A 2,091-nucleotide genomic window follows, 5' to 3' on the forward strand; every position below is an offset into this window, starting at 1 on the left:
ATTATCTCGCCACGGTCGTTTATCACTATATGCAGCTTGAATCCGTAGAACCATCCCATCGTACACTTGCCCTTGGCGGCCCATCCCTTCATCGTCCTGTGGCTGTGCGCACGCTTTATATTGCATGACTTCAACGGTGTGGAGTCGATAATGGATATTCCCGTACATTTACCCAACGCACATGTCTGCAGGAACAGCAAAAGCCGGAGTCCCACCTTAGCCTGGCGTTCTACGAAGCGGTTGTACGACAGGCGGTGTGGAAACTCCTTACGCATGTGGTTGCATACATAACCGAGGTAGAAAGACTTGAGGTCTCGGTGGCGCAAGATATGGAACAGTACGAGAATGGTCATCACCTCACTGTCGGACATGAGGCACGGGCGGTTGCGGCGACGTTTGCCGCAGATGTCCAGCGTGTGTTTTTTCAGTTCGGGAGCAAAATATTTGCAGAATTCATCGAGAATACAGAAAATTTCTATTATATTTGCATCAGTCATGGGAATGGATATTTTTATGTAACTTATTGATTGTCAACTATAAAGGTACTAAAAATATCTCATTCCCACAACTTTTTCAATCGTTTTCTTATACCGAACTCACGTTATATAAGGTAGGGGCATAATTGTGGAACGACTCAATCAGCTTTTCATTGCTTTCCTTTTTTTCTGAATTATCAATGTTGCTTGCCGCTTGTGTTTTCGTTCCTTTCACCAATTTCTCGTTTGCCTTACCAGCTGTCATAAAATACTCTCCAAGAAAATAATCCCAGTTTGCAAAGAGGGTAAAACTTTCTTTGTCCTTGTCTTGTATTATTCCAACGTGGGCATAATAAGTGGTGGTAATCGTCCCTTCCTCTTCCTTGCTTGGATAATACACTTGCTCCGTTATATCTACTTTCCTTATTATCTCGGTGAAGTTGGTATGTTGTATCTTGGTTTCGTGTTGGTCGTCTTCAAATTCAACACCGGGAGTAGGAGTAAGGAATGGCCTGATTACGAGTTTATTCCAGTTGGCTTTCACATAACCTGGATTGTCTTTCTCGTAACGGATTAAGTTCAGGATTAACTCAGCATTCTTCGTATCAAGTTTAGCAAACCTTTGGCTTAACTCTTTGTGTCCTTTATTATACAAGCTTTTGCAAAAATCTACCAACGAGGGCTTTATTGTGAGTTCTTCGATAAATTCATACAGCATCGGAAGTGTCTTGTCCCCATAACCGCAACCTTGAATTATACCTATCAACAAATCAACAGCCCTTTCCTTGATTGTCCCTATTGTCTGCTTGTCACCTTCCGCATTGTGAACCCTTACTACGTGAAAGTTCCAGATATTTGGTATTGATACAGCCATGTCCAATCCCTTCAAATGGTATACCAGCCTTTTGTCTCTCCTGAACTTCGTTATATAACCTTCAGTTCCAGCAAGTGGCCCGTCAATCACCTTTACAATGTCGTTCGGCTCGTTTGTTTTGGGGTTGAAAGCGTAGTCCGTGTAAGGCCGTTCAAGGGGGATTGCAGTTTCGGGGTAGTTCTCGTTATAGTCCTTGAACTTCCTCATCTGCGTCTCGGGTATCGTGGAAAGCGTAGCCCTGCTTTCGGATGGACGTTTACGGTTGACCCTGATAACCGCATTCGGATAGTAGTCACGTATGAAACCAGCCAGTGCATCATGGGTGGCAAGCACGAACACGTAACCGTCGAAAAGGGGTAGTTTGCATTTCCTTTCCGCAATTCGTACATCAACCGTAGTATGCGTTGGACAATAAGCCTCCAATATATTGCCTACCTTGTCCTTGTTTTGCCTGACAAGATCGCAAAACTCTTTTTCACGCCCGGGTCTTGTCCTAACGACGAACCAATGGAAATCCACACGGTTGAGTTTGTCTTTAGGCATACGCTAATCCAATGGTCTTAAGAGATTTGGCAAATTAAGGTGTTGGGTAATAAGTAAGCGTTCTTTGCCGCCTGAACATTCTTCTTGCTACCCTCATGACAATCGCATGAAAGTTCTGAAGTACCTTTTCAAGATAAGAATATGCGTCTTGCAACTGATTTTCATTGCATTCGCTTGCATTATCTTTCAGGCGTAACG

Annotated in this window: 2 protein-coding genes; both read right to left on the minus strand. The window is 43.6% G+C overall.

The window, feature by feature from the left end; all coding sequences use genetic code 11:
- Window positions 1-497, minus strand: a 497-nt coding sequence (locus tag H6A34_RS14200; protein WP_275955208.1) for a transposase, incomplete at its 3' end; no start/stop codon positions are given.
- A gap of 88 nt (window positions 498-585) precedes the next feature.
- The gene (locus H6A34_RS14205) at window positions 586-1,893 is read right to left on the minus strand and encodes a transcription termination/antitermination NusG family protein (protein WP_205106047.1); all 1,308 of its coding nucleotides are present in this window, start codon (window positions 1,891-1,893) and stop codon (window positions 586-588) included.
- Window positions 1,894-2,091 lie beyond the last annotated feature (198 nt).

The organism is Marseilla massiliensis (assembly GCF_016899855.1).
Taxonomy (GTDB): Bacteria; Bacteroidota; Bacteroidia; order Bacteroidales; family Bacteroidaceae; genus Prevotella.